Source organism: Cellulomonas phragmiteti (genome assembly GCF_016862775.1).
GTDB lineage: Bacteria > Actinomycetota > Actinomycetes > Actinomycetales > Cellulomonadaceae > Cellulomonas > Cellulomonas phragmiteti.
Map to the genome: position 1 here is coordinate 139,135 of NZ_BONP01000007.1, position 19,320 is coordinate 158,454.

19 protein-coding genes and 1 riboswitch are annotated in these 19,320 nt (G+C 76.2%); of the genes, 18 read left to right on the forward strand and 1 reads right to left on the reverse strand.

Annotation, left to right across the window (positions count from 1 at the left end; translation table 11 throughout):
• Positions 1-37 precede the first annotated feature (37 nt).
• From fmt to Cph01nite_RS08145, 10 genes are all read left to right on the forward strand, one after another.
• The gene (gene fmt, locus Cph01nite_RS08100; RefSeq protein WP_203673066.1) at positions 38-1,009 is read left to right on the forward strand and encodes a methionyl-tRNA formyltransferase; all 972 of its coding nucleotides are present in this window, start codon (positions 38-40) and stop codon (positions 1,007-1,009) included.
• Positions 1,006-2,544, forward strand: a complete 1,539-nt coding sequence (locus tag Cph01nite_RS08105) for an RsmB/NOP family class I SAM-dependent RNA methyltransferase (RefSeq protein ID WP_203673067.1) — start codon at positions 1,006-1,008, stop codon at positions 2,542-2,544. The genes fmt and Cph01nite_RS08105 overlap by 4 nt, the downstream gene beginning before the upstream one ends.
• 60 nt (positions 2,545-2,604) lie before the next feature.
• Positions 2,605-3,276 carry a ribulose-phosphate 3-epimerase gene (gene rpe, locus Cph01nite_RS08110; RefSeq protein WP_203673068.1) on the forward strand — a complete coding sequence of 224 codons (672 nt, stop codon included), beginning with the start codon at positions 2,605-2,607 and terminating at the stop codon, positions 3,274-3,276.
• Positions 3,277-3,340: 64 nt separating this feature from the next.
• Positions 3,341-3,472: riboswitch (FMN riboswitch) on the forward strand.
• A gap of 87 nt (positions 3,473-3,559) precedes the next feature.
• Positions 3,560-4,696 (forward strand): bifunctional diaminohydroxyphosphoribosylaminopyrimidine deaminase/5-amino-6-(5-phosphoribosylamino)uracil reductase RibD, encoded by a 1,137-nt coding sequence (gene ribD / locus Cph01nite_RS08115; protein ID WP_203673070.1) that lies wholly within the window; start codon positions 3,560-3,562, stop codon positions 4,694-4,696.
• Complete coding sequence (locus tag Cph01nite_RS08120) at positions 4,696-5,310, forward strand: riboflavin synthase (RefSeq protein ID WP_203673072.1); 615 nt, start codon at positions 4,696-4,698, stop codon at positions 5,308-5,310. The genes ribD and Cph01nite_RS08120 overlap by 1 nt, the downstream gene beginning before the upstream one ends.
• Entirely contained in the window at positions 5,307-6,677 is a 1,371-nt protein-coding gene (ribB, locus tag Cph01nite_RS08125) for a 3,4-dihydroxy-2-butanone-4-phosphate synthase (RefSeq protein ID WP_203673074.1), read from the forward strand. The genes Cph01nite_RS08120 and ribB overlap by 4 nt, the downstream gene beginning before the upstream one ends.
• Positions 6,674-7,147, forward strand: a complete 474-nt coding sequence (gene ribH / locus Cph01nite_RS08130) for a 6,7-dimethyl-8-ribityllumazine synthase (RefSeq protein WP_203673076.1) — start codon at positions 6,674-6,676, stop codon at positions 7,145-7,147. Before ribB ends, ribH begins: the two co-directional genes overlap by 4 nt.
• A 46-nt stretch (positions 7,148-7,193) precedes the next feature.
• Entirely contained in the window at positions 7,194-7,457 is a 264-nt protein-coding gene (locus Cph01nite_RS08135) for a phosphoribosyl-ATP diphosphatase (protein WP_203673078.1), read from the forward strand.
• 61 nt (positions 7,458-7,518) lie between these two features.
• A complete protein-coding gene (hisG, locus tag Cph01nite_RS08140) occupies positions 7,519-8,367 on the forward strand; it encodes an ATP phosphoribosyltransferase (RefSeq protein WP_203673080.1) in 849 nt (282 codons plus the stop codon).
• 1 nt (position 8,368) lies between these two features.
• Positions 8,369-8,812 carry a PH domain-containing protein gene (locus Cph01nite_RS08145; protein WP_203673082.1) on the forward strand — a complete coding sequence of 148 codons (444 nt, stop codon included), beginning with the start codon at positions 8,369-8,371 and terminating at the stop codon, positions 8,810-8,812.
• Positions 8,813-8,839: 27 nt separating this feature from the next.
• On the opposite strand, the gene Cph01nite_RS08150 is transcribed toward Cph01nite_RS08145, so the two are convergent.
• Complete coding sequence (locus Cph01nite_RS08150; protein ID WP_203673084.1) at positions 8,840-9,997, reverse strand: DUF3866 family protein; 1,158 nt, start codon at positions 9,995-9,997, stop codon at positions 8,840-8,842.
• 73 nt (positions 9,998-10,070) lie between these two features.
• Here Cph01nite_RS08150 and Cph01nite_RS08155 point away from each other — a divergent pair, with 73 nt between their 5' ends.
• The 8 genes from Cph01nite_RS08155 (at position 10,071) to Cph01nite_RS08190 (ending at position 19,176) form a co-directional block, all read left to right on the forward strand.
• Complete coding sequence (locus Cph01nite_RS08155; RefSeq protein ID WP_203673087.1) at positions 10,071-11,141, forward strand: helix-turn-helix transcriptional regulator; 1,071 nt, start codon at positions 10,071-10,073, stop codon at positions 11,139-11,141.
• On the forward strand, positions 11,134-12,120 hold the full coding sequence (locus Cph01nite_RS08160; RefSeq protein WP_203673095.1) for a helix-turn-helix transcriptional regulator: 987 nt from the start codon (positions 11,134-11,136) through the stop codon (positions 12,118-12,120). Before Cph01nite_RS08155 ends, Cph01nite_RS08160 begins: the two co-directional genes overlap by 8 nt.
• 1 nt (position 12,121) lies before the next feature.
• Positions 12,122-12,454, forward strand: a complete 333-nt coding sequence (locus Cph01nite_RS08165) for a hypothetical protein (protein WP_203673097.1) — start codon at positions 12,122-12,124, stop codon at positions 12,452-12,454.
• Positions 12,455-12,535: 81 nt separating this feature from the next.
• Complete coding sequence (tatA, locus tag Cph01nite_RS08170) at positions 12,536-12,793, forward strand: Sec-independent protein translocase subunit TatA (RefSeq protein ID WP_203673098.1); 258 nt, start codon at positions 12,536-12,538, stop codon at positions 12,791-12,793.
• Positions 12,794-12,842: 49 nt separating this feature from the next.
• The gene (gene tatC / locus Cph01nite_RS08175; RefSeq protein ID WP_203673155.1) at positions 12,843-13,637 is read left to right on the forward strand and encodes a twin-arginine translocase subunit TatC; all 795 of its coding nucleotides are present in this window, start codon (positions 12,843-12,845) and stop codon (positions 13,635-13,637) included.
• A complete protein-coding gene (locus Cph01nite_RS08180; RefSeq protein ID WP_203673099.1) occupies positions 13,634-14,548 on the forward strand; it encodes a diacylglycerol/lipid kinase family protein in 915 nt (304 codons plus the stop codon). Before tatC ends, Cph01nite_RS08180 begins: the two co-directional genes overlap by 4 nt.
• Before the next feature lie 50 nt (positions 14,549-14,598).
• Complete coding sequence (locus Cph01nite_RS08185; protein ID WP_203673101.1) at positions 14,599-17,463, forward strand: DEAD/DEAH box helicase; 2,865 nt, start codon at positions 14,599-14,601, stop codon at positions 17,461-17,463.
• Between the two features lie 81 nt (positions 17,464-17,544).
• Complete coding sequence (locus tag Cph01nite_RS08190; RefSeq protein WP_203673102.1) at positions 17,545-19,176, forward strand: amidohydrolase; 1,632 nt, start codon at positions 17,545-17,547, stop codon at positions 19,174-19,176.
• Positions 19,177-19,320 lie beyond the last annotated feature (144 nt).

The following is a 19,320-nucleotide window of genomic DNA, read 5'->3' on the forward strand; positions in this document are numbered from 1 at the left end:
TCGGGGGGATCCCGGGCCGCGACCTAGGATCGGACCCATGCGTCTGCTCTTCGCCGGGAGTCCCGCGGCCGCCGTGCCGTCCCTCGAGGCCCTGCTGGGGTCCCGGCACGAGGTGGTGGCCGTGCTGACCCGCCCGGACGCGCGGGTGGGGCGGGGGCGGACGCTGCAGCCCTCGGCCGTCGGTGCCGTCGCGCAGGCGCACGGACTGCCCGTGCTGACGCCGCCGACGTTGCGCGACCCGGAGGTGGTCGCGCAGATCGCGGACCTGCGCGTCGACGCGGCGCCCGTCGTGGCGTACGGGGTCCTGGTCCCCGCCGACCTGCTGGACGTGCCGACGCACGGTTGGGTGAACCTGCACTTCTCGGTGCTGCCCGCGTGGCGCGGAGCGGCACCGGTGCAGCACGCGCTCATGGCGGGCGACGAGGTGACCGGCGCGTCGACGTTCCGGCTCGAGACAGGGCTGGACACCGGCCCCGTGTACGGCACGCTCACCGAGACCGTCCGACCCACCGACACCTCCGGCGACCTGCTGGGGCGGTTGTCCACCGCCGGCGCCGAGCTGCTGGTCCGGACCCTGGACGCGCTCGAGGACGATGTCCTGGAGCCCGTCGCCCAGCCGCTCGACGGCGTGAGCCACGCACCGAAGCTGACCGTCGAGGACGCGCGGGTGCGCTGGAGCCACCCGTCGCACGTCGTGGACCGGCGGATCCGCGGCTGCACGCCGGCCCCGGGCGCGTGGACGACGCTGCCCGACGGACGCCGGCTGGGCCTGGGCCCGGTCCGCCCCGTCCCGGGGGTGACCGACCTGAGGGCCGGGGAGGTCCGCGTCGACAAGCAGGACGTGCTGGTCGGCACCGGCGCGGGCGCGGTGCGGCTGGGCGACGTCACCGCACCGGGCAAGCGGGCGATGCCCGCCGCGGACTGGGCACGGGGCGCGCGACCGGAGGCGGGGACGCTCCTGGGCGCCGACGCCCCGGCGTCCGTCGCCGGTCAGGAGCAGGGCCGATGAGCGGCGACGGGGCACGCGGCCGGGGCGGTCGCGCCGGCGACGACGCGCGACGCGACGCCGCCGGTCGCCAGCGCGGCGAGGCGCGCGCACAGGGTCGTGCCGGTCGCACCACGGCCGCTCCTGCGCAGCGGGCCCGCCACGGTGACCCGGCGCGTGGGGTCGCCTACGACACGCTGCGCGCCGTGGCGGACTCGGACGGGTACGCCAACCTCGTGCTGCCGCCGCTGCTGCGCGAGCGCCGCATCGTCGGACGGGACGCGGCGTTCGCGACGGAGCTCGCGTACGGGACGCTGCGCCTGCGCGGTCGGTACGACGCCGTCCTGGCGCAGGCAGCGTCCCGACCCCTCGGCCAGGTCGACGCCCCGGTCCTCGACGTGCTGCGGCTGGGTGCGCACCAGGTGCTGGGCATGCGGGTGGCACCGCACGCCGCGGTCTCCGAGACCGTCGGACTGGCCCGCGAGCGCGTGGGTGCCGGCGCGTCCCAGTTCGTCAACGCCGTGCTGCGGCGGGTCGCCGAGCGGCCGCTCGAGGAGTGGTTGGAGCGCATCGGTGATGCGGCCGACCCGGGGGGCGACGACGCGGTCGCGCGCCTCGCGGTGGTCGAGAGCCACCCGGCGTGGGTGGTGCGTGCCCTGCGCGAGTCGCTGGTCGGGTCGGGACGGTCGGCGGACGAGCTGGGGGCGTTGCTGGCGGCGGACAACGCCGCGCCGCGCGTGACCCTGGTCGCACGTCCGGGCCTGGTGTCGGCGCAGGAGGTCACGGCGCAGTCGGGTGCGCAGCCGGCGGGCCTGGTGCCGACGGCGCTGGTGCTCGGCGGAGGTGACCCGGGCGCGGTCCCGGCGGTGCGGGACGGGTTGGCCGGGGTGCAGGACGAGGGCTCGCAGCTGGTGACGCTGGCGTTCGCCGCGACGCCGGTGGAGGGTCCGGACGTGAGGTGGCTGGACCTGTGCGCCGGTCCCGGTGGCAAGGCGGCGCTGCTGGGGGCGCTGGCGGCCCTGCGCGGGGCGCGGCTGGTGGCGAACGAGGTGCAGCCGCACCGGGTGCGGCTGGTCGCGCAGGCGCTGCGGGCGGTGCCGGCCGGGGTGGTCGAGGAGGTCCGGACGGGCGACGGTCGGGCGGTGGGCGCGCAGGAGCCGGGGGCGTACGACCGGGTCCTGGTGGACGCACCGTGCACCGGGCTCGGTGCGCTGCGTCGGCGCCCGGAGTCGCGGTGGCGCCGGACGCCGGCGGACCTGGGGACGCTGAGCGGGCTGCAGCGTGAGCTGTTGGCCTCGGCGGTCGCGGCGGTGCGGCCGGGGGGTGTGGTGGGGTATGTGACGTGCTCGCCGCACCTGGCGGAGACGCAGCTGGTGGTGCTCGACGCGGTGCGGGCGGCGGCGCGCGCGGGGACCCCGGTGGAGGTCGTGGACGCGGTGCCGGTGATGGCGGAGGTGGCGCCGACGTGGGAGGCGGTCGGCGGGCGTGCCGACGTGCAGCTGTGGCCGCACGTGCACGGCACCGACGCGATGCACCTGACCCTGCTGCGCCGGGTCTGACGCGCTGGTGTGACGCGCGGGTGTGACGCACGGGTGGGCGCCGCTGGGTAGCGTGGGTGCGTGCCTCCCGTGCTGATCAACCCGAGCATCCTGTCGGCGGACTTCGCGAACCTCGAGCGTGACCTGGGCGCGATCGCGTCGGCGGACTACGCGCACGTCGACGTGATGGACCAGCACTTCGTGCCGAACCTCACGATCGGGCTGCCGGTGGTGCGTCGGCTGGCGCAGGTCAGTCCGGTGCCGCTGGACGTGCACCTGATGGTCGAGGACGCGGACCGGTGGGGTCCGTCGTACGCGGAGGCGGGGGCGGCGTCGGTGACGTTCCACGCGGAGGCGACGCAGGCGCCGGTGCGGCTGGCGCGTGAGCTGCGTGCCGGGGGCGTGCGCGCGGCGGTCGCGCTGCGGCCGGCGACGCCGGTCGAGCCGTTCCTCGACCTCCTGGAGGAGGTCGACATGGTGCTGGTGATGACGGTCGAGCCGGGCTTCGGGGGGCAGTCGTTCATCGAGGGCACGCTGGCGAAGGTGCGGCGGGCGCGCGCGGCGATCGACGCGAGCGGGGCGTCGACGTGGGTGCAGGTGGATGGCGGGGTGTCGCGCGGGACGATCGGCCGGATCGCCCGTGCGGGGGCGAACGTGTTCGTGGCGGGCTCGGCGGTCTACGGCGCCGACGACGTCGCCGGGGAGATCGCGGCGCTGCGCTCCCTCGCGGAGCGGCCGACCGTCGAGGCCTGAGGGCGCGGCGCGGACGACCGTCGGGCGGGAATGCCGCCTGTGGCATCATCGTTGACGAACACACACGTGCTCCGGGGTCGGTGAAAGTCCGAGCCGGCGGTGACAGTCCGCGACCCGTGAGCCCCGCGAGGGGTGAGCGGTTGACCTGGTGGAACTCCAGGACCGACGGTGAAAGTCCGGATGGGAGGAGACACGTGCACGGCGCGCCTGCGGCGCGTCGTGCGGTGCGGCGTGCCGCCCGAGCGACCCCGGAGCCCTCGAGAGGCGACGGAGGTGCCGGACGATGACCACGACGACGAGCGTCCCGCCGGGCACCCCCGGTGCGCCGACGCGTGCGAGCGCGGACGAGGTCGAGGCGATGCGGCGTGCTCTGGCGCTCGCCGCGCGCGGCCCGCTCGGACCCAACCCCCGGGTGGGGTGCGTCCTGCTCGCCGCCGACGGCTCGGTCGTCGGCGAGGGGTGGCACCGTGGCGCGGGCACCCCGCACGCGGAGGTCGCGGCGCTGGCCGACGCCCGCGAGCGCGGCGCGCAGGTCCGGGGCGCCACCGCCGTCGTGACGCTGGAGCCGTGCGACCACACGGGGCGGACGGGACCGTGCTCGGTGGCGCTGCTGGAGGCGGGCGTGGCGCGTGTCGTCGTCTCCGTGCACGACCCGAACCCGGTGGCGGCCGGCGGGGCGGACCGGTTGCGTGCGGCGGGCGTGGACGTGGTGACGGGGGTGCTGGCGGTCGAGGGTGTGGCGACGCTGGGGTCCTGGCTGCCGGCGGTGCGGCGTGGTCGGCCGTTCGTGACGCTGAAGCTGGCCACCTCGCTGGACGGTCGGGTCGCGGCGGCCGACGGCACGAGCCGGTGGATCACCTCGGACGTGGCGCGGCGGCACGCGCACGGTCTGCGCGCGGAGGTCGGTGCGATCGTCGTGGGGACGGGGACGGCGCTGGTCGACGACCCCTCGCTGACGGCGCGCACGGGTGACGGGTCGCTCGTCGAGCGGCAGCCGCTGCGGGTCGTCGTGGGCCACCGTGACGTCCCCGCCGCCGCGCGGCTGCGCGGTCCGGGGGGAGAGCTGGTGCACCTGCGCACGCACGATCCCGCGCAGGTGCTGGCGGCGTTGCGCGACCGTGAGGTGCGGCACGTGCTGGTCGAGGGCGGGCCGACGCTCGCGGCGGCGTTCCTGGGCGCGGGCCTGGTCGACGAGGTCCACGCGTACGTGGCGCCCGTGCTGCTGGGTGCCGGTGCCGCCGCGGTCGGGGACCTCGGCGTCGGGACGGTCGCGGACGCCCTGCGGCTGCAGACCACCGGGGTGGTGCCGCTGGGCCCGGACGTGCTCGTCGTGGCGACCCCCGTGCCCGCACCTGTGCCGCCGTCGGGCGACGTGCCGACCATCGGCGCCGCCATGACGTCCATCGAGGAGGAGTACTGATGTTCACCGGGATCGTCGAGGAGAAGGGTGCGGTCGTCGAGGTCGCGCCGGGAGCGGGCGACGCGGCGGACGCGAGGATGCGGGTGCGCGGCCCGTTGGTCACGTCGGACGCCCGGCTCGGTGACTCGATCGCGGTGAGCGGCGTGTGCCTGACCGTCGCGGAGCTGCCGGGCGACGGCACGTTCGTCGTCGACGTGATGCCCGAGACGCTGCGCCGCTCGGCGCTGGGCGACCTGCGCGCGGGTGACGCGGTGAACCTCGAGCGCGCGCTGGCCGTCGGGGGCAGGTACGGCGGGCACATCGTGCAGGGACACGTCGACGGCGTGGGAGTGGTGCGGTCCCGCCGACCGGGGCCCCGCTGGGACGAGGTCGCGATCGGTCTGGACCCCTCGCTGGCACGGTACGTCGCGGAGAAGGGGTCGATCACGGTGCAGGGCGTGTCGCTGACGGTCACGCACGTGGGCGACGACGCCTTCGGGGTGTCCCTGATCCCGACGACCCTGGAGGTCACGACGCTGGGCACGCTGGCGCCCGGGGCTCGGGTCAACCTCGAGGTCGACGTGCTCGCGAAGTACACCGAGCGCCTGCTCGCGACGTCGGGGGTGGCGCGATGAGCGACGAGATCCGGCTGGGCACGGTCGAGGAGGCCCTGGAGGCCCTGCGCGCCGGACGCCCCGTGCTCGTGTCGGACTCCGAGGACCGCGAGAACGAGGCCGACGTGGTCCTCGCCGCGCAGTCGGCGACCCCGGAGTGGGTGGCGTGGACGATCCGCCACTCGTCGGGCTACCTGTGCGCGCCGATGCCGGCGGCACGTGCCGACGCGCTGGACCTGCCGTTGATGGTGCCGCACAGCCAGGACCCCCGCCGCACGGCGTACACGGTGACGGTGGACGCCGCGACGGGTGTGACGACCGGCATCTCCGCGGCGGACCGGGCGCGCACGCTGCGGGTGCTGGCGGACCCGGCGTCGGGCCGCAACGACCTGATCCGGCCGGGGCACGTGCTGCCGCTGCGGGCGGTGCCCGGCGGCGTGCTGCACCGCGCCGGGCACACCGAGGCCGCCGTCGACCTGTGCCGGCTGGCGGGCCTGGAGCCGGTCGGGGCGATCGCCGAGCTGGTGCGGGACGACGGTCAGATGGTGCGCCTGCCCGAGGCCTCGCGGATCGCCGCGGAGGCCGGGCTCGTGGTGCTGACGATCGCGGAGCTGCGGGCCTGGCGGCTCGCGCACGGGGACCACGAGCAGGTCGCGGAGGTCGACGTCGACACCGCTCCGCGGGTGCACGCGACGCACACGGCGTACCTGCCCACACGGCACGGGGACTTCCGCATCCACGGGTACCGCGACCTGCGCACCGGTGACGAGCACGTGGCCCTGGTGTCGAGCGCCGGACTGGTGCAGGAGCCGACGGTCCGCGTGCACTCGGAGTGCCTCACCGGCGACGCGTTCGGCTCGGCGCGCTGCGACTGCGGGCCGCAGCTCGACGCGGCGCTGGAGATCGCGGCCGCCGAGGGCGGCGCCGTGGTGTACCTGCGCGGCCACGAGGGGCGGGGGATCGGGCTGCTCGCCAAGGTCGCCGCGTACGCGCTGCAGGACGGCGGCCGGGACACCGTCGAGGCCAACGTGGACCTCGGGTGGCCCGCCGACCGGCGCGAGTACGGCGCCGCCGCGGCGATCCTGGCGGACCTGGGGGTGCGGCGCGTCCGGCTGCTGACCAACAACCCCGCGAAGGTCGCCGGCCTGCGCGCCCACGGCATCGACGTCACGCGGGTCCGCGGCCTGGAGGTCGGGCGCACCCCGCACAACGAGGCGTACCTGCGGACCAAGGCCACGAGCATGGGGCACGCCCTGCACCTCGACCCGACGCCCGGCGCACCCGACCTCGCGCCGCCCGTGCAGGTCGAGCCCGTCCTCGCCGGCCCCGCACCCGCGGGCGTCGACACCACCGACCACGCGTTCGACCCCTTGGAGGAGCTGGCATGAGCGGCGCAGGTGCACCCACCCTGGACCTGGACGGTCGTGACCTGCGGGTCGTCGTCGTGGCGGCCAGCTGGCACACCACCGTGATGGACGGCCTGGTCGCCGGCGCGCACCGCGCCCTGGCCGAGGCCGGCGTGCAGGACGTCACGACCGTGCGCGTCCCCGGCTCGTTCGAGCTGCCCGTGGCCGCCCAGCGGGCCGCGGGCTCGGCGGACGCCGTGGTCGCGCTCGGCGTGGTGATCCGCGGCGGCACCCCCCACTTCGAGTACGTGTGCCAGGCGGCCACGTGGGGCCTGACCGAGGTGAGCCTGCGCACCGGCGTCCCCGTCGGGTTCGGCGTCCTGACGTGCGACGACGAGCAGCAGGCCCTCGACCGTGCCGGGCTGCCCGGGTCGCACGAGGACAAGGGCGCGGAGGCCGCCCAGGCCGCGGTCGCGACCGCCCTGACGCTGCGGACCCTGGGGGACGCGTGACGGCCTCGTGTGCGCCGCGGGCCGGACGGGCGTCTAGGCTCGCCGCGTGAAGTCGTTCGAGGAGCTGTTCGCCGAGCTGTCCCACAAGGCCGCCACCCGCCCCGCGGGCTCGGGCACCGTCGCCGAGCTCGACGCCGGTGTGCACGCCATCGGCAAGAAGATCGTCGAGGAGGCCGCCGAGGTCTGGATGGCGGCCGAGCACGAGACCGACGAGCGGGCGGCCGAGGAGATCTCGCAGCTGCTGTACCACCTGCAGGTCCTCCTCCTGGCCAAGGGCCTGACGCTGCAGGACGTGTACGCCCACCTGTGACGCCGCGCGTCGACGCCCCCACCCCCGACACCCACCGCACCACCGAACCACCGAGGACACCGTGCTGAGGATCGCCGTCCCCAACAAGGGCTCCCTGTCGGAGCCCGCCTGCGACATGCTCCGGGAGGCGGGCTACCGCCAGCGCCGGGACTCCCGCGAGCTCGTCCTGCCCGACCCGGACAACGACGTCGAGTTCTTCTTCCTGCGTCCGCGGGACGTCGCGGTCTACGTGGGCGCCGGCACCGTCGACGTCGGCATCACGGGTCGTGACCTGCTGATCGACTCCGCGTCGTCCGCCGTGGAGCACCTGCCGCTCGGCTTCGCGCGCTCCACCTTCCGGTTCGCCGGCAGCGCGGGGCGCCTGACCGACGCCCGGCAGATCACCGGGCTGCGCGTGGCGACGTCGTACTCCGAGCTCGTCGCGGCGTACCTGCGCGAGCGCGACATCGAGCCCGCCGCGGTCGTGCGCCTGGACGGCGCCGTCGAGTCCGCGATCCGCCTCGGCGTCGCCGACGTCATCGCCGACGTCGTCGAGACCGGGTCGACGCTGCGCGCCGCGGGCCTCGAGGTCTTCGGTGAGCCGATCCTGCGCTCCGAGGCCGTCCTGGTCCGTCGCGCCGACGTCGACCAGCCCACCGGCCTCGACGTCCTCACCCGCCGCCTGCAGGGCGTCCTGACGGCACGCGAGTACGTCCTCATGGACTACGACGTGCCCCTGGAGCTGGTCGACCAGGCCGTGGCCATCACCCCGGGCCTGGAGTCGCCGACGGTGTCCCCGCTGCACAACGGCCAGTGGGCCGCGGTGCGGGCGATGGTCCCGCGCAGCCAGACCAACCGTGTCATGGACTCCCTGTACGACGTCGGGGCCCGCGCGATCCTCGTCACCTCGATCCTGGCCTGCCGGATCTGACGTGACGCCCGACGACGCGCTCGCCGCCCCGTTCCGCCCCCGGCTCGCGCGCGTCGTCACGCTCGCGGTGGCGGTGGGCGTGGTCGCTCTGACGCTGCTGCTGGTCGTGACGATGCCGGGCCTGGCACGCCTCGACCAGGCCGGGTTCGTGCTGTTCTCGCTGGCTATCGCCTGGTTCTGCTGGCGGCAGGCGTCGGTCAGCGCCGTCCCGGACGAGACGGGCCTGCGGGTCCGCAACCTCCTGGTCACGACGCACGTCACGTGGGCGCAGATCGTCTCGGTGCGCTTCGGCCAGGGGCGCGCCTGGGTGCAGCTCGACCTGGCGGACGGCGACACCCTCGCCGTCATGGGCGTGCAGCGGGCCGACGGCCGGCGCGCCGAGAGCGAGGCGCGCCGCCTGGCGACCCTCGTCGCGCGCCGCAGCGCCACCGCCACCGACGACTGAGCGCGCTGCCGCCCGCCCGGGTGCGGCTCACCCGACGGTGACGGCGTGCGCCCCGGCGACCGCGGCCGCGAGGAACGCCGCCGGATCGGCGTCCAGGCCGCGTCCCATCGTCGACAACCGCACCGGGCAGCCCCGCAGCGCGTCCAGCAGCTCACCGTCGGCAGCCACGCTCACCTCCGCGTGGCGGCCCGCCGGGGCCGTGAGCGTGGCCGCCTGCCCGGCCACCCGGTCCGCGAGCGCGGACCACGCCCCGGGGTCGGGGTCGTCCATGAGGTCCCGCGGGGTCCCCGGCAGGTCGGGGGAGTAGGCGGGCACCACGACGTCCGACGCGGTCAGCGCGACCCGTCCGTACGCCGTCAGGGAGTGGTGCGAGACCCCCAGGTGGCGGTGGCGCGCGTCGGCCCCGGAGACCCGCAGGGACGCGACGGGACGGCCGCCCAGCACCCCGGCCGCGTTGAGGGCCTCACCGGCGGCGACCCCCGAGAAGCCCCACCGGGTGCCCGTGCCGAGGTTGCCCGGTCCCTGGGCGACGACGACGAGGTCGGCGCCCACGACGTGCCGTGCGGCCAGCAGGCCGGTGTGCACCGTGACGGCCTCCAGGTCACCACCGAACGCCTGCCCCGTCGTCACGCAGGCGGCGATCCACCCGGCCGAGCGCAGGCCGTCCACCGCACGCGAGAACCAGGCCGGCAGCGCGCCCCCGTCGGTCATCACGTACGCCACCCGCGGGGCCTCGCGGCCGAGCCGCGCGGCCGTGGCGCGTGCGCCGGCGATGACGGCGGGCAGCGCGGAGTGCAGGTCGGCCACGACCACCGGCAGGCCGGCGAGGTCGTCCGCGTCCCGCAGGACGCCGTGGTGGGGGGACTCCTGGTCGTCCACCCCGAGCACCATGGCCTGCAGCGGCGTGTACCGGGCCTTGACGAGGTGCCCGGGCCCCGGCAGCGGGTCGGGGACCAGGGCGTCGGTGCGCGCCACGACCAGGGCGTAGCCGCCGGTCCCCAGGCCGCGCAGCAGCGCCGTGGCGTTGAGCAGCACGTGGGCGCCCGGCACGACCTCACCCACGAGCTGCGGGTAGGACAGCGCCCGGACGGTGCGGTCCTCGCCGTCGAGCGCGACCGTCGACTCGCACGCGCCGTCCCACCGGACCCGGCACTCCGTCACCACTCCCGCACGCCACGCGATCACGCGCCCACGCTACCGGCGTGCCGCACGCGGTCCGCGCCCGCGAGCGCCGCCGCGGCGGCTACCGTGTAGCCCGATGCCCCCCGCGATCCCGCCCGCCGAGCGCCTGCTCAACCTCGTCATCGCCCTGGTCAACACCCCGGGCCGGATGACGAAGGAGCAGGTGCGCGCGTCCGTGGCCGGGTACGGCGACGCGCGCTCGGACGAGGCGTTCGAGCGCATGTTCGAGCGGGACAAGGACACGCTGCGCGACCTCGGCATGCCGGTGCTGACCGTGACCCACGCGGGCCACGGCGACGACATCGGCTACCGCATCGACACCGCGCACTGGTCGCTGCCGCCGATCGAGCTCACGGCCGCCGAGCTGGGCGTCCTGGCGCTGGCCGCGCAGGTGTGGCAGGACCAGTCGTTGCGCGCCGACTCGACCCGCGCCCTGACCAAGCTGCGTGCCGTGGGCGAGGCTCCCGAGGCGCACGACCTCGTCGCGGGTCTGGCGCCGCGCGTCCGGGCCGGCGGCGACGCGTTCGCGCCCCTGGTGGACGCGGTGCAGAACCGGCAGGCCGTGCGGTTCACCTACCACGCGGCCACGACCGGTGAGGTGCGCGAGCGTCGCGTCGAGCCGTGGAAGCTGCTCGCACGCCGCGGCGGGTGGGTGCTGCTGGCCCGGGACCGCGACCGTGACGCGAGCCGCTCCTTCCGGCTCAGCCGCATCCGCGGCCCGGTGCGTCCCGTGGGTGGCCCGGGCGGCTTCGCACCGCCCACCGTGCAGGAGCTCGCCGAGGCGTCCCGCGCCTGGATGGGCGGCGACGGGCCGGACCGCACGGCGCTGCTGGCGGTCACGCCGCAGCGCGCGGGTGCGCTGCGGGCGCGCGCGACGACGGTGCCGGACAACGCGGTGCTGCCGGCGGGCGCCGCCGACGTGCTCGCGGGCCGCGACCTGGTGGCCGTCCCGTACCGCCTGGACTGGGAGCTCGCCGAGGAGGTCGTCGCCTACGGCGACGCGGTCGTCGTCCTCGACCCGCCGCAGGTCCGCGACGCGGTCGTGGGGATGCTGCGTGTCGCGGCGACGCTGGACCGGCTGCGACCGCCCGGTGCCGCGCACCTCGCGGCGCGGCACGACGACGTCGAGGAGGCGCGCGGTGCCTGAGCGCGCGAGCGACCGCCTGGTGCGGATGCTGGGGATGATCGCCTACCTCGAGCGGCACGACGACGTCCCCGTCGAGCAGGTCGCTGCCCAGTTCGGCGTCACACCCGAGCAGGTCATGGCCGACGTCGACACGCTGTGGGTCACGGGCACGCCCGGCTACCTCCCGGACGACCTCATCGACTTCGACGCCTCGTCGTACGAGCAGGGCGTCGTGCGCCTGACCGAGGGTCGCGGGATGACCCGGCCGCTGCGGCTCGGCCCGCGCGAGGGTGTCGCGCTGCTCGCGGCCCTGCGCTCCCTGGCGGCCCTGCGCCCCGCGCTCGACGCGCAGTCCGCCGCCGCCCTGGACTCCGCCCTGGCCAAGGTGCAGGCCGCGACCGGCGACGCGGCCGCCGGGGTTCCGGTCGAGGTGGTGCTGCAGGTCGACGCCACGCCCGCCGTCGCCGCGGCGATCGGCACGGCGCTGGCCGGCCGGCGGCGCCTGCGGCTGCGGTACGTCGACGCCTCCGACGTCCTGTCCGAGCGCGACGTCGACCCCGTCCGGCTGGTCAGCCAGGACGAGCACTCCTACCTGCTGGCCTGGTCGCTGGCCGCGGACGCGGAGCGCAAGTTCCGGGTCGACCGCATCGTCGAGGCCACCGTCCTGGCCGACGCGGCGTCGGAGCACCCGGTCTCGGACGACGCCGACGGGTTCCACCCCGACGCCTCCGGCGAGCTGGTGACGGTGCGGCTGGCGGGACGGGCACGGTGGGTGGCCGAGTCGGTCCCCGTCGAGAGCACCCGCGAGCTGCCCGACGGCGCGTTCGAGGTCGACCTGCGCGTCGTGCAGCCCTCCTGGCTGCGGCACCTGCTGCTGCAGGTCGCCGAGGAGGTCCTCGACGTGCGCCCGCCGCACGTCGCGCAGGACACCGCCACCGCGGCGCGCGCCGCGCTCGAGGCGTACGCGCCGCTGCTCGGCCCGACGACGGGGGAGGCCTGACGTGCTCTGGTTCACCGTGTGGACCGTCCTGACCCTGGCGACGCTCGCCGGGGCGTTCTGGCTGGGTCGCCGGCTCTGGCGGTCGGCTGTCGCCCTGGGCCACGAGGTCGTCCGGGCCGGGGACGTCGCGCAGCAGCTCGCCGAGCGCACCGCGCAGCTCGAGGCGCAGGCCCGCGCCGCCCAGCAGCGGTCGGGCCCGGCCCTGGGAGGGGACGCGGACGCGCTGCGCCAGCACGTCGAACAGCTCCGCGCGGCACGCCGCGCCCGCCGCACCGAACGGCGCGCGCGGCACCGCACGACGGTCGCCGACGCGGCCACGCGCTGGCTCGGCTGACACCGGCGAAGCGCTTCGACAGCCCGGGGTGACGACGTACACTCTCGGGCGCAGGACACAACGGATCGCAGAGGGGTCGTCATGTTCAGGAACATCAGCGCCTGGCACCTGATCATCGTCCTGGTGGTGGTGCTCCTGCTGTTCGGGGCGAACCGCCTGCCAGGGCTCGCCAAGAGCATCGGCCAGTCCATGAAGATCTTCAAGAACGAGGTCAAGGACCTCACCGACGACGGCCGACGCGACGACACCACCGTCGCACCGGACACCGCCCCGGGACGCGCCGACGGGACCGACGTGCCGCCCCCGCCGCCGGCGTCGCCCGGCCCGCCGCGACCCTGAGCCCCCCGTGAGCAGGAACCCCCGGCGCGACGGCGACCCCGACGGCCGCATGCCGCTGCGCGAGCACCTGCGCGAGCTGCGCCGCCGGGTCGTGCTCGTCGCGCTCGGCCTCCTCGTCGGCGCGGTCGGCGGCTGGGTCCTCTACGAGCCCGTCTTCCACCTGCTGCAGCAGCCCATCCTCGACGTCGCCGAGGCACGCGGGCAGCGCGTGTCCCTGAACTTCCAGGGCGTGGCCACCGCCTTCGACGTCCAGATCAAGGTCTCGCTGTTCCTCGGGGTGCTGTTCACCGCACCCTGGTGGATCTACCAGCTCTGGGCGTTCATCACCCCCGGCCTGACGTCGCGCGAGCGCCGGTACGCGGTCGGCTTCCTCGCCGTGGCGGTCCCGCTGTTCTTCGCCGGCGCAGCCCTCGCCTGGTGGGCGCTGCCCAACGCCGTGCGCCTGCTGACGGACTTCGCCCCTGCCGAGACGACCAACTGGGTCGACGCGCAGCTCTACCTCAGCTTCGTCATGCGCGTCGTGCTCGCGTTCGGCATCGGGTTCCTGCTGCCCGTCGTGATGGTCGCCCTCAACTTCGCCGGCCTGGTGCGCGCCCGTACCTGGTTGACCGGTTGGCGCTGGGCCGTCCTCGTCGCGTTCGTGTTCGCCGCCATCGCCACGCCGACGCCCGACGCGGTCACCATGCTCGCCGTGGCGATCCCCATCTGCCTGCTGTTCTTCGCCGCCCTGGGCGTGTGCGTCCTGCACGACCGCCGCCTCGACCGTCGCCTGGTCGCCCAGGGGCTGCCGCGTCTCGACGGGACGCTCCCCGACGAGGCCGACACCGCACCCGGCGCGGCGTGAGCACGCTCGGCCTCGTCGTCAACCCGGTCGCCGGCACCGGACGGGGCAGCAGCGTGGGACGACGCACGCACCGGCTGCTGCAACGCGCCGGGCACGACGTGCACGACCTGTCCGCGCCCACCCTCGCGCAGGCCACCGAGCGGGCACGCCGTGGTGCGACCGACGGGCTGGACGCCCTCGTGGTCGTCGGCGGCGACGGCATGGTGCACCTCGGCGTCGGCGTCGCGGCCGGGACCGGGCTGCCGCTCGGCATCGTCGCCGTGGGTACCGGCAACGACGTCGCCCGGGCGTTCGGCCTGCCCCGCGGCGACGTCGACCGGGCCGTGGCCGTGCTCGACCGCGCGCTGCGCGCCGGCCCGCGACGGGTCGACGCCGTCCGCGCCGGGCGGCCCGACGGCACGACGGCGCGCTGGTACGCCGGCGTGCTGTCCTGCGGGCTCGACGCCGCCGTCAACGCCCGCGCCAACACCCTCACCTGGCCGCGGGGGCACGCCCGCTACCTGCGGGCGCTGCTGCCCGAGCTCGCCGCGTTCCGTCCGTACGGGTACCGCGTGCGCGTCGACGACACCGCGTGGGAGTCCACCGGCACCCTCGTCGCGGTCGCCAACACCCCGTGGTTCGGCGGCGGGCTGCCCATCGCCCCCGACGCCGACCCCACCGACGGGCTGCTCGACGTCGTCCTGGCCGGGCCCCTGACCCGCCGCGGCGCCGCCGGCATCTTCCCCCGCGTCTACCGTGGGCGGCACGTCGCCGACCACCGGGTGCAGGTCCTGCGGGGACGGCGCGTCCTCGTCGAGGCCGCGCCGGACCTCGGACCGCCGCCCCCGCCCGCCTTCGCCGACGGCGAACCGGTCGGACCGCTGCCGCTGCAGGTCGACGTGGTGCCCGACGCCCTGCACGTCCTGCTCTGAGCCGGCAGCGCCGCATGCCGCGGGCGACCCGACGTGCCTAGGGTGAGCCCGTGCCCTCACGTCGTCGCCGTACAGGAGCCACGTCCGCCGCCGCGCCGGCCGCCGCGCCCGCACCGGCCGAGCCCTCGCCCGCCGAGCGCTACGCCGCCTCGCGCCGCCGCGCCGCCGCCGACCGCGGCGAGCTCGCCGACTTCCGTTCCCGCCTGGAGTTCCCCCTCGACGACTTCCAGATCGAGGCCTGCGCCGCCCTCGAGCGCGGCAGCGGCGTCCTCGTCGCCGCCCCCACCGGCGCCGGCAAGACCGTGGTGGGGGAGTTCGCCGTCCACCTCGCCCTGGCCGCCGGGCGCAAGGCGTTCTACACGACGCCCATCAAGGCGCTGTCGAACCAGAAGTACGCCGACCTCGTGCGAGTGCACGGCACCGCCCGCGTCGGACTGCTCACGGGCGACACGACCGTCAACGGCGACGCCGACGTGGTCGTCATGACCACCGAGGTGCTGCGCAACATGCTGTACGCCGGCTCGCCCGCGCTGGACGGCCTCGGCTACGTCGTCATGGACGAGGTCCACTACCTGGCCGACCGGTTCCGCGGCCCCGTCTGGGAGGAGGTGATCATCCACCTGCCCGACGACGTGCAGCTGGTCTCGCTGTCCGCCACCGTCTCCAACGCCGAGGAGTTCGGGGACTGGCTCGCCACCGTCCGCGGCGACACGACCGTCGTCGTCTCCGAGCACCGGCCGGTCCCGCTCGGCCAGCACGTGCTCGTCGGCGACCAGCTGCTCGACCTGTACGCCGGGCACGTCGACCCGACCGCACCCGGCGTCGACCCGCCGATCAACCCCCACCTCACGCACCTGCTGCGCCGCCAGCCGCCCGGCGACCGCGACCGCCGCGGTCCGCGGGACCGCGGCGACCGCGCCCGCGGCGGTCACCGTCCCGGCGGGGGAGCGCGACCCGTCCCGCGGTTCGTCGTCGTGGACGAGCTCGCCGGCGCCGGCCTGCTGCCGGCCATCGTCTTCATCTTCTCCCGGGTCGGCTGCGAGGCGGCCGTGCAGCAGTGCCTGTCCGCCGGGGTGCGCCTGACGACGCCCGCGGAGCAGGCCGACATCCGGCGCGTCGCCGAGGAACGGTGCGCCGCGATCCCCCCGGAGGACCTCGGCGTGCTGGGGTACGACGCGTTCGTCGAGGGCCTCGTCCGCGGTGTCGCCGCGCACCACGCCGGCATGCTCCCGCTGTTCAAGGAGACCGTCGAGGACCTGTTCTCGCGCGGCTGGGTCAAGGTCGTGTTCGCCACCGAGACCCTGGCGCTGGGCATCAACATGCCCGCCCGCTCCGTCGTGCTCGAGAAGCTCGTCAAGTGGGACGGCAGCGCGCACGTCGACGTCACGCCGGGGGAGTACACCCAGCTCACGGGACGCGCCGGACGCCGCGGCATCGACACCGAGGGGCACGCGGTGGTCGTGGCCCACGGCACCCTGGACCCGGTGCAGCTCGCCGGGCTGGCCTCCCGCCGGCTGTACCCGCTGCGGTCCTCCTTCCGGCCCACGTACAACATGGCCGTCAACCTCGTCGCCCAGGTCGGCCGCGAACGGGCGCGCGACGTCCTGGAGACGTCGTTCGCGCAGTTCCAGGCCGACCGCGGCGTGGTCGGCCTCGCACGTCAGGCGCAGACGCACGCCGAGGCGCTCGAGGGCTACGCCGCGGCGATGTCCTGCCACCTGGGCGACTTCGCCCAGTACATGGCGCTGCGGCGCGCGATCACCGACCGCGAGCGCGGCCTGGCCAAGGAGGCGGCCGCCACCCGCCGGGCGGACGTCACCCGCACCCTCGAGGGGCTGCACGTCGGCGACGTCGTGGAGATCCCCGCCGGTCGCAGGCCCGAGCACGCGGTCGTCGTCGACCCGGGGGGCCGGGGCGGGTTCGACGGGCCGCGTCCCACGGTCCTGACGACCGACCGGCAGGTCCGCCGGCTCACGGTCGCCGACGTCGGGACGGGCCTGCGCACCGTGGGACGGCTGAAGGTGCCCGCACGGTTCGAGGTCCGGGTGCCGGCGGCGCGCCGCGACCTGGCGGCGCGCCTGCGGTCGCGGCTCGACGAGCTCGACCTCGCGGCCGCGCCCGCACGCGCCGGGGGCCGCCGCGCCGAGCGCAGGTCGGCCGCGGCGGACGACGCCGCGCTCGAGGCGCTGCGGCGCGACCTGCGCGCCCACCCCTGCCACCGGTGCCCGGACCGCGAGGACCACGCACGGTGGGCGGAGCGCTGGGAGCGGCTGCGCGACGAGCACGCCGCTCTGGTGCGCCGGATCTCGGGCCGCACCGGGTCGATCGCCGCGGTCTTCGACCGCATCTGCGAGGTGCTGCGGACCCTGGGGTACCTCGACACGGACGACGCGGGCGCGCTGCGCGTCACCGACGACGGACGCTGGCTGCGCCGCCTGTACGCCGAGAACGACCTGGTGCTCGCCGAGTGCCTGCGCCGTGGGGTCTGGGACGAGCTGGACCCGCCCGGGCTCGCTGCGGCGGTGTCGACGATCGTGTACCGCTCGCGCCGCGACGACGACGCCGAGGCACGTGTGCCGGGTGGCCCGGACGGCCGGCTCGGGCGGGCGCTCGACGCTGCCGTGCGTGCCTGGTCGCAGCTGGAGGACCTCGAGCACGGCGCACGGCTCGACACGATCCAGCCGCTCGACCTCGGCCTCGTCGAGCCGATCCACCGGTGGGCCACGGGACGCAGCCTCGATGCCGTGCTCCGTGGCTCGGACCTGGCGGCAGGCGACTTCGTCCGGTGGTGCAAGCAGGTCATCGACGTCCTGGACCAGGTCGCCGGTGCCGCGCCCACCGCCCGGCTGCGCACGACGGCCGACCGTGCGGTGACCGCGCTACGACGCGGGGTGGTGGCGTACTCGGCCGTGTGACACCGCTGACGCGCCCGTCGACCCGGACGCCCGTCCGGCCCGGTCCGCACCCGGCCGCCCGTGGCCCTATCGTGGGCCGATGTGACCTCGACCCTCTACCGGCACGGTGTCGTGCACTCCCCGACGGACCCCTTCGCCGAGGCGCTGCTCGTCGAGGACGGCGTCGTCGCCTGGATGGGCTCGGACGACACGGCCGACGGACTCGTCGCCGGCGTCGACGAGGTCGTCGAGCTGCAGGGCGCCCTGGTGGCCCCCGGCTTCGTCGACGCGCACGTGCACCTGCTGGAGACGGCGTTGGCGGCCGCGGGCCTGGACCTCACCGCGGACGGGGGAGCGCGCACCCTGGGCGCTGCGCTGGACGCGGTCGCGCGCGTCGCGGCGGACCGCGCCGCGGGCGACCGGCGCGTGCTGCACGGCACAGGGTGGGACGAGGGCGCCTGGCCCGAGGGACGGCCACCGACCCGAGGCGAGCTGGACGCCGCGGCGCAGGGCCTGCCGGTGTACCTGGCGCGGGTCGACGTGCACTCCGCCGTGGTCTCCAGCGCCCTGGCCGACCTCGCCGGCCTGCGGGACCTGCCGGGCTGGTCGGACGACGGGCGGGTCACCGGTGCGGCGCACCACGCGGCGCGGGAGGTGGCACGTGCGGTGCGCGACGACGAGCGCAGCGCGCTGTACCGGGACGCGCTGAAGCGGGCGGCCGCCGCGGGCATCGTGGCCGTGCACGAGCAGTCCGCGCCCCACGTCGACACCCGCGCGGGCCTGCGCGAGCTCCTCGCGACGACCGCGGAGGCGGCCTCGGGCCTACCGCTCGTCGTGGGGTACCGCGGCGAGCTGTGCGTCACGGTGGACGACGCCCGGGAGCTGCTCGCCGACCTGCCCGGCCTGACCGGGATCGGCGGCGACCTGAACGTCGACGGCTCCATCGGGTCACGCACGGCTGCGCTGCGCCAGCCCTACACCGACGCACCCGGCACGTCGGGCACGCTGCACCTGTCGGCCGAGCAGATCGCCAACCACGTGACGGCCGTGACGCGGGCGGGCACCCACACCGCGTTCCACGTCATCGGCGACCGTGCGCTCGACGAGCTGCTGCTCGGACTGCGCGCAGCCGCGGACGTCGAGGGCACGGCGGCGATCGCCGGGGCCGGTCACCGGGTCGAGCACGCCGAGATGGTCGACGCGCACTCCCTGGCACAGATCGTCCTGCTGGGCCTGCGGCTGTCCGTGCAGCCGGCGTTCGACGCCGCCTGGGGCGGTGCGCAGGGGATGTACGCGGCCCGGCTCGGTCGAGGTCGGGCGGCCGCGCTCAACCCCTTCGCCGACCTCGCCGCCGCCGGTGTGCCCCTCGCCCTGGGGTCGGACTCGCCGGTGACGCCCTTCGACCCGTGGGCCGGGGTGCGGGCCGCGTCCGCGCACCACGAGCCCGACCAGCGCATCTCGGTGCGGGCCGCGTTCCGTGCGGCGACCCGCGGCGGGTGGCGGCTGGCCGGGGCGGACCACAGCGGGGCGGGGGAGCTGCGCGTCGGCGCACCGGCCCACCTGGCGGTCTGGCGGGCCGAGCACCTCGTGGTCCAGGCCTCGCGGACCTCGTCGTGGAGCGCCGACCCGCGCGCCGGCAGCCCGCTGCTGCCCGACCTGGGTCCCGACGAGCCGGCACCGCGCTGCCTGCGGACCACCCGCGCCGGGGTCGTGCTGCACGACGAGATGGGCTGACGCGCACCGCCCACCCTGTGTGCGGGTGAAAAATCGCGGGTCACAGGCGGTGTGACGAATCGTCCTGGTCGCCCCGAATCGCGACACGCGGGCGACACGCCGCGTGACGCGGCCGGCTCGGGGCCACCGCGGACTCCGTGGCCT

Bases quoted from the DNA above. Each gene is read 5' to 3' on its own strand.
- fmt (WP_203673066.1), top strand. From the start codon at position 38: ATGCGTCTGCTCTTCGCCGGGAGTCCCGCGGCCGCCGTGCCGTCCCTC.
- Cph01nite_RS08105 (WP_203673067.1), top strand. From the start codon at position 1,006: ATGAGCGGCGACGGGGCACGCGGCCGGGGCGGTCGCGCCGGCGACGAC.
- ribD (WP_203673070.1), top strand. From the start codon at position 3,560: ATGACCACGACGACGAGCGTCCCGCCGGGCACCCCCGGTGCGCCGACG.
- Cph01nite_RS08120 (WP_203673072.1), top strand. From the start codon at position 4,696: ATGTTCACCGGGATCGTCGAGGAGAAGGGTGCGGTCGTCGAGGTCGCG.
- ribB (WP_203673074.1), top strand. From the start codon at position 5,307: ATGAGCGACGAGATCCGGCTGGGCACGGTCGAGGAGGCCCTGGAGGCC.
- ribH (WP_203673076.1), top strand. From the start codon at position 6,674: ATGAGCGGCGCAGGTGCACCCACCCTGGACCTGGACGGTCGTGACCTG.
- Cph01nite_RS08155 (WP_203673087.1), top strand. From the start codon at position 10,071: ATGCCCCCCGCGATCCCGCCCGCCGAGCGCCTGCTCAACCTCGTCATC.
- tatA (WP_203673098.1), top strand. From the start codon at position 12,536: ATGTTCAGGAACATCAGCGCCTGGCACCTGATCATCGTCCTGGTGGTG.
- tatC (WP_203673155.1), top strand. From the start codon at position 12,843: ATGCCGCTGCGCGAGCACCTGCGCGAGCTGCGCCGCCGGGTCGTGCTC.